The organism is Streptomyces sp. XM83C (assembly GCF_023072675.1).
GTDB lineage: Bacteria > Actinomycetota > Actinomycetes > Streptomycetales > Streptomycetaceae > Streptomyces > Streptomyces thermocoprophilus.
This window is the reverse complement of the sequence record NZ_JALLGL010000354.1, coordinates 1-5897: the sequence shown is the minus strand read 5'-3', so window position 1 is coordinate 5897 and position 5897 is coordinate 1. Positions and strand designations below refer to the sequence as shown.

The window sequence follows — 5897 nt, the reverse complement described above, 5'->3', positions numbered from 1 at the left end:
CGCCCCACCCCCGCGCGTGGTACGCCATCGCCCCGACGGTGCTGCCGACGCTGGACCCGATGTAGTACGCGGACTGGTACAGCGCCGAGGCCTGCGCCCGCCCCCGTGTCGCCGTCTTGCTGACCGCCGACGACGCCACCGCGTGCCCCGCGAAGAACCCGGCGGTGATCAGCACGAGCCCCACCAGCACCGGCACGAGCGACCCGGCCGGCGACAGCAGCAGCCCCGCCGCTGTCGTCCCGCCGGCCAGGTACAGCGCACCGCGCCGCCCGAGCCGGCCGACGAGCCGCCCGGCCGCCGACGCCGACACCGTGCCCACCAGATACACCAGGAAGATCGATCCGACGATGCCCTGAGGCAGCCCGAACGGCGCCTCGGTGAGCCGGTAGCCGATCACGGTGTACACGCCGCCGAACACGGTCATGAACAGCGCGCCGATCGCGTACAGCCGCCGCAGCAGCGGATCCGCCAGGTGACCCCGTACCGTCGCGGCCAGCACACGCAGCCGCAGCGATCCGGCGCGGAAGTGCCGGGGCGCGGGCAGCAGCACCCGGAACGCGACCGCGCAGACCACCGCGATGACACCGATGACGGCGACGGCAACCCGCCAGCCCCACTCCTGGGCGATCCAGCCGGTGATGACGCGCCCGCTCATCCCGCCGACGCTGTTGCCCGCCACGAACAGCCCGATCGCGGTGACCAGCGCCCGAGGCGTGACCTCCTCCGCCAGGTACGCCGTCGCCGACGCCGGAAGACCGGCCAGCGCCGCGCCCTGCACGGCGCGCAGCGCGACCAGCGCGCCCAGGGACGGCGCGAACGGCACCAGCAGCCCCAGGGTCACGGCGACGGCGAGCGACGCGGTCATGACCGTACGGCGTCCGTAGCGCTCCGACAGAGCGCTCATCGGCAGGACGAACAGCGCCAGACCGCCCGTCGCGGCGGCCACCGTCCAGCTCGCCTCACCGGCCGGCACACCCAGGTCGGCGGAGATCAGCGGCAGCAGGGCCTGCGTGGAGTACAGCAGAGCGAAGGTGGCGACGCCCGCGAGGAACAGGGCGAAGCTCATCCGCCGGTAGCCGGGCCCGCCGGGCGCCACACGCGTGTCGGCGGAGGACCCGGAGCCACTGTTCGTGGAGGAGGACGGTACGGAGACGGAAGGGGCGGCGCCCATGGCGGTGGGCGCCCCGGTGCTGGCGGGAGTCATGTCCTCGACGCTACGGAGGCCCGGCTCATGCGTCCAATGCATGAACTGCCCATAATCGTTCCCATGGTGCATCAGCAGAGGTCACAGCCCCGACTGTCACCGACCGGTGACACAGAAGACATGGCGACGGTACTCGCGCCGCGCCTCGCGTACTTCGCGGGCGTGGCCCGCACCGAGCATGTGACCCGGGCCGCGCAGGAGATGAACGTCCCCCAGTCGACCCTCTCCCGCGCGATGGTCCGCCTCGAACGGGACCTGGGCGTGGACCTGTTCGCCCGCCGGGGCCGCACCGTCTCCCTCACCCCGGCCGGCCGCAGCTTCCTCACCTCCGTCGAGCGCGCCCTCGCGGAGATCGAGCGCGCCGCCGAGGAGGTCCGCGCCGACGCCGACCCGGCCACCGGCAAGGTCGCGTTCGGGTTCCTGCACACCATGGGCGCCGAGACCGTCCCCGGCCTGCTCCAGGCCTTCCGCGCCGACCACCCCCGCGTCCGCTTCAGCCTCGTCCAGAACCACGGCGAGGCCATGCTGGAGGGCCTGCGCGCCGGCGAACTCGACCTCTGTCTCACCTCCCCGGTCCCCGACGCCCCGGACCTGGTGGCCCGCCGCCTCGACGAGCAGAAACTGCGCCTGGTCGTACCCGCCGACCACCGCCTCGCCACCCGGCGGCGGGTCCGTCTCGCGGAGGCCGCCGAGGAGACGTTCGTCAGCCTGGAACCGGGTTACGGGCTGCGCCGTATCACCGACGACCTGTGCAGCCGGGCCGGGTTCAGGCCGCGCGTGGCGTTCGAGGGGGAGGAGGCGGAGACGCTCCGGGGCCTGGTCGCGGCAGGGCTGGGCGTGGCGCTGCTGCCGCCGCCGACGGTGCCGCGCCCGGGGGTGGTGGAGCTGACGGTGACGGCGCCGCGCGCGGTGCGGGAGATCGGCGTGGCCTGGCCGGCGGGGCGCCCGGACACCCCGCCGGTGGCGGCGTTCAAAAGGTTCCTGCTGTCGAGGAGGGGCAACCTGCTGCCCTGACGCGCGGCCCACGGCATCCGGTCCCGGCCTGCTCGCCTCACCGCCGTAACGACCGCCCGAACCCCGAGGCGAGCGGCATCCGCAGCCCTATCGGCGGCGGCGCGGCGAACGCGTCGACGACGGGCCGGGAGTAGGCGTGCCCGAACAGGGCCCCCATGACGAAGTCCTCGGCGAGAGCGAGGACTTCGTCGCGGTACTGCCGCAACCGGTGCCGGTCGGCGTGCACTTCGAACCGGCACACCTGCCGGTTCGCCTTCTTCGCGCGGGCCGCGAGCCGGAACGAAAGCTCGGGGTCGGTGCGTTCGTCGTTCGTGCCGTGCACGAGCAGCACCTGACGTCCCACCAGTTGCTTCACCGGTTCGGGTGGTGCGGAGCCGTCCTCCTCCGGCAGCCAGGGGGCGATCGCCAGGACGGAGTTGACGGCGTCGTGACCGCCGGCGTGCAGGGCCGCCCGCGCGCCCATGTCGAACCCGGCGAGGCAGACGGGCACATCACCGTGGCGCCGTACGATCTCGTCCGCGGCCCACGCGGCGTCGCGGGCGAGGTCGGCGTCCCTGCCGTTCCAGCCCCGGTAGCGGTAGTGGACGACATGCACCGCGAGCCCCTCGGCGCGGCCGGCGCGGGCCAGCCGCCGGGCCAGGGCGCGCACGGAGGCGGCGGCGAGCAGCGGGGACGGTCTGCGCCGGGACTCCGCGTCACCGCCGGGCAGCAGCAGCACCGCCCCGCCGACCGCCGTCGGCTCCTGACCAACTGCCCGCCCCAGCCGGGCCGTACGCATCGGCATCGCTTGCTGTGCCATGGCAGAACAGTGTCAGAAGCACCGGCGTACGCCACCGGTCCGTAGGGTCACCGTTGCGTATCGACGGACGCGTACGACGCGCTGTCTACGCGCGTAGGAGATACAGTGCGGAAATGACGAGCCAGACCATTCGGACGGGCATGACGCCCACCCCGGACCAGATCCGCCGGGCGCCCAAGGTTCTGCTGCACGACCATCTCGACGGCGGCCTGCGCCCCGGCACCGTCGTCGACCTCGCCCGCGACAGCGGGTACGACCAGCTCCCCGACACCGACCCCGACAAGCTCGCCCTGTGGTTCAGGGAAGCGGCCGACTCGGGGTCGCTGGAACGCTATCTGGAGACCTTCTCCCACACCGTCGGCGTGATGCAGACCCGCGAGGCGCTGGTACGTGTCGCCCGCGAGTGCGCCGAGGACCTCGCCGAGGACGGTGTCGTCTACGCCGAGGTGCGGTACGCCCCCGAGCAGCACCTGGCCGGCGGCCTCACCCTGGAGGAGGTCGTCGAGGCCGTCAACGAGGGCTTCCGCGAGGGGGAGCGGCTGGCCCGTGAGGCGGGCCGGCGCATCCGCGTCGGAGCGCTGCTGACCGCGATGCGGCACGCGGCCCGCTCCCTGGAGATCGCGGAACTCGCCAACGCCTACCGTGACCAGGGCGTCGTCGGCTTCGACATCGCCGGCGCCGAGGCCGGCCACCCGCCCACCCGGCACCTGGACGCGTTCGAGTATCTGAAGCGGGAGAACAACCACTTCACCATCCACGCCGGTGAGGCGTTCGGGCTGCCGTCCATCTGGCAGGCCCTTCAGTGGTGCGGCGCCGACCGGCTCGGGCACGGGGTGCGCATCATCGACGACATCGAGGCACGGCAGGACGGCTCGGTCCGGCTGGGCCGGCTCGCCTCCTACGTCCGCGACAAGCGCATCCCGCTGGAGCTGTGCCCCAGCTCCAACCTGCAGACCGGGGCCGCCGCCTCGTACGCCGAGCACCCCATCGGTCTGCTGCGCCGGCTGCACTTCCGGGCGACGGTGAACACCGACAACCGGCTGATGTCGCACACCAGCATGAGCCGGGAATTCGAGCACCTGGTCGAGGCGTTCGGCTACACGCTCGACGACATGCAGTGGTTCTCCGTCAATGCGATGAAATCAGCGTTCATTCCTTTCGATGAACGACTCGCGATGATCAATGACGTGATCAAGCCCGGATATGCGGAACTCAAATCCGAATGGCTGTTCCAGCAGACTGCCTCCACCAGCGGTTCTTCTGAGACCGAGGGCTGACCGACACCCCATTGCACGCGCGGAATGCGGACGGGTATTCACAATCCGTCCGCATTTCGATGTTTGCGGCGGGAGCCTTGTCATGTTTACGGTCGTGGACCGCTCGTATCCCCGTCTTTCCTTTACGAGGACTCATAAATGAAGCAGTCTGCTGCCAAGACCCTCGGTGTCGCCGCTCTGGGTGCCGCCTTCGCCGCCGCGGGCGCCGGCGCCGCCAGTGCCGCCCCCGCCGTGCCCGACGCCGGCCAGGCGCTGGACGGCGTGACCCGCACCCTGCCGGCGGAGAACGTCACCCAGGCGCTGCCGGGTGCCACCGAGGCGCTGACCCACGGCCAGTCCGCCGTCGGCGCGGGCCTGGCCGCCGCGCAGCCGGCCGCGCAGAAGGTGCTCGCCGACGGCCCGACCGCCCCCGTCGCCGGCCTCCTCGGCGGCCTGCCCGTCGGCAGCGCCCTGCCCACCAAGGGCGTCGGCCTCAACGGCCTGCCGCTCGGCGGCTGACCGGCCGTACGGCCCCCGAAACCACCGTCGGGGCGCGTCCCGTCTTCCTCCCTGGGACGCGCCCCGACGGTGCGCCGTCGACGCCGGTCGGCCCTTCGTGCCGTCACCAGGCCGTACGGGCCTTGTCCTCCGACGGCAGCAGAATCCACAGCGCGATGTAGAGCAGGAACTGCGGGCCCGGCAGCAGACACGACAGCAGGAAGATCACCCGCATCGTCGTCGCCGACGTACCGAAACGCCGGGCCAGCGCGGCGCACACGCCGCCGATCATGCGTCCTTGGGTGGGGCGGGCGAGGCTGGACATGTGAACTCCCTGCGTGATCGGGTCGGTAACGACATCAGCCGGGCTCCTGCGCCTTGCCGCCCGCCCCGCTGGGGGCGAGCCGGCTGCCCGACGCAATCCACGCTACGGGGACGAAGACGACGAAGCGTCGCTCCACGGGGCGATCCCGACCCTGGGAATCGTCGGGGTACGACCCTGAGCCGCATCCTCCCTGCGGGGCTCCGTGTGCTCGTCCCTGCGGCGGAGCCACGCCCGCAGCGCCGGCACCACCGCCAGGTGCGCCAGGGCGACGCCCAGGGCGTTGAGGAGGAGCGAGTCGACGTCCACGACCCGGCCGGGGACGTTCGTCTGGAGCAGCTCGATACCGAGGGACAGCAGCGTCGCCGCGGCCACGGTACGGGCCAGGGAACCCAGCCGGGAGACCGCGAGCCGCCCGTGCGCCAGCGGCAGCAGCACCCCCAGCGGCGCCAGCAGCGCCAGATCCGCGCCGATCCGCCGAGCCGCCTCCGGCCAGCCCAGCGCCAGGTCGGCGCGGATTCCCGCGAAGGGGCGCAGATTGGCCGGCATCACCCACGGCACGTCCAGAGGCCGCAGCGTGAACCAGGCGACGAGGACGAGGTGCGCGACGAGGAGTACGCCTCCCGTCAGCCGGATGCGGAGAACGGCGGTGCCGCCGATGGAGCTGTCACGCTGCACGCCCCCCAAGACGTTCCGCCCGACCGGAACGGTTCCGGCATCTGTGTCACCGCCCTGCAACGACGTGAGGCGTCCACCACACCCGGGGTCGGGCGTCAGCAGCCGCCCCGGTCCCCGGCGTCAGCC

The 5897-nt window shown here is 72.6% G+C and carries 7 protein-coding genes; 3 read left to right on the top strand and 4 right to left on the bottom strand.

The annotated features are described in order from the left end of the window. Positions 1-1204: MFS transporter (locus MTQ10_RS26970; RefSeq protein ID WP_247472814.1), on the bottom strand; the 1204-nt coding region annotated here is incomplete at its 3' end. Positions 1205-1267: 63 nt separating this feature from the next. Here MTQ10_RS26970 and MTQ10_RS26965 point away from each other — a divergent pair. Beyond that, positions 1268-2218: a LysR family transcriptional regulator gene (locus MTQ10_RS26965; RefSeq protein ID WP_247472807.1), complete on the top strand. Its 951-nt coding sequence runs from the start codon at positions 1268-1270 to the stop codon at positions 2216-2218. Positions 2219-2255: 37 nt separating this feature from the next. Here the strand turns inward: MTQ10_RS26965 and MTQ10_RS26960 are convergent, their stop codons facing one another. Continuing rightward, complete coding sequence (locus MTQ10_RS26960) at positions 2256-3017, bottom strand: alpha/beta fold hydrolase (RefSeq protein ID WP_247472806.1); 762 nt, start codon at positions 3015-3017, stop codon at positions 2256-2258. A 113-nt stretch (positions 3018-3130) separates the two neighbouring features. Here MTQ10_RS26960 and MTQ10_RS26955 point away from each other — a divergent pair, with 113 nt between their 5' ends. Further along, positions 3131-4294: an adenosine deaminase gene (locus MTQ10_RS26955; RefSeq protein WP_247472805.1), complete on the top strand. Its 1164-nt coding sequence runs from the start codon at positions 3131-3133 to the stop codon at positions 4292-4294. A gap of 138 nt (positions 4295-4432) precedes the next feature. Continuing rightward, positions 4433-4792, top strand: coding sequence for an ATP-binding protein (locus tag MTQ10_RS26950; protein ID WP_247472804.1), 360 nt, complete (start codon positions 4433-4435; stop codon positions 4790-4792). Positions 4793-4895: 103 nt separating this feature from the next. On the opposite strand, the gene MTQ10_RS26945 is transcribed toward MTQ10_RS26950, so the two are convergent. Beyond that, a complete protein-coding gene (locus MTQ10_RS26945) occupies positions 4896-5096 on the bottom strand; it encodes a PspC domain-containing protein (protein WP_247472803.1) in 201 nt (66 codons plus the stop codon). A gap of 102 nt (positions 5097-5198) precedes the next feature. Next, positions 5199-5771 (bottom strand): VanZ family protein, encoded by a 573-nt coding sequence (locus MTQ10_RS26940; protein WP_247472802.1) that lies wholly within the window; start codon positions 5769-5771, stop codon positions 5199-5201. Between the last annotated feature and the right edge of the window lie 126 nt (positions 5772-5897).

What these genes read in the sequence shown, in the direction of transcription:
- MTQ10_RS26960 (WP_247472806.1), bottom strand. Translation starts at nt 3,017, where the DNA reads ATGGCACAGCAAGCGATGCCGATGCGTACGGCCCGGCTGGGGCGGGCA.
- MTQ10_RS26965 (WP_247472807.1), top strand. Translation starts at nt 1,268, where the DNA reads ATGGTGCATCAGCAGAGGTCACAGCCCCGACTGTCACCGACCGGTGAC.
- MTQ10_RS26950 (WP_247472804.1), top strand. Translation starts at nt 4,433, where the DNA reads ATGAAGCAGTCTGCTGCCAAGACCCTCGGTGTCGCCGCTCTGGGTGCC.
- MTQ10_RS26955 (WP_247472805.1), top strand. Translation starts at nt 3,131, where the DNA reads ATGACGAGCCAGACCATTCGGACGGGCATGACGCCCACCCCGGACCAG.
- MTQ10_RS26945 (WP_247472803.1), bottom strand. Translation starts at nt 5,096, where the DNA reads ATGTCCAGCCTCGCCCGCCCCACCCAAGGACGCATGATCGGCGGCGTG.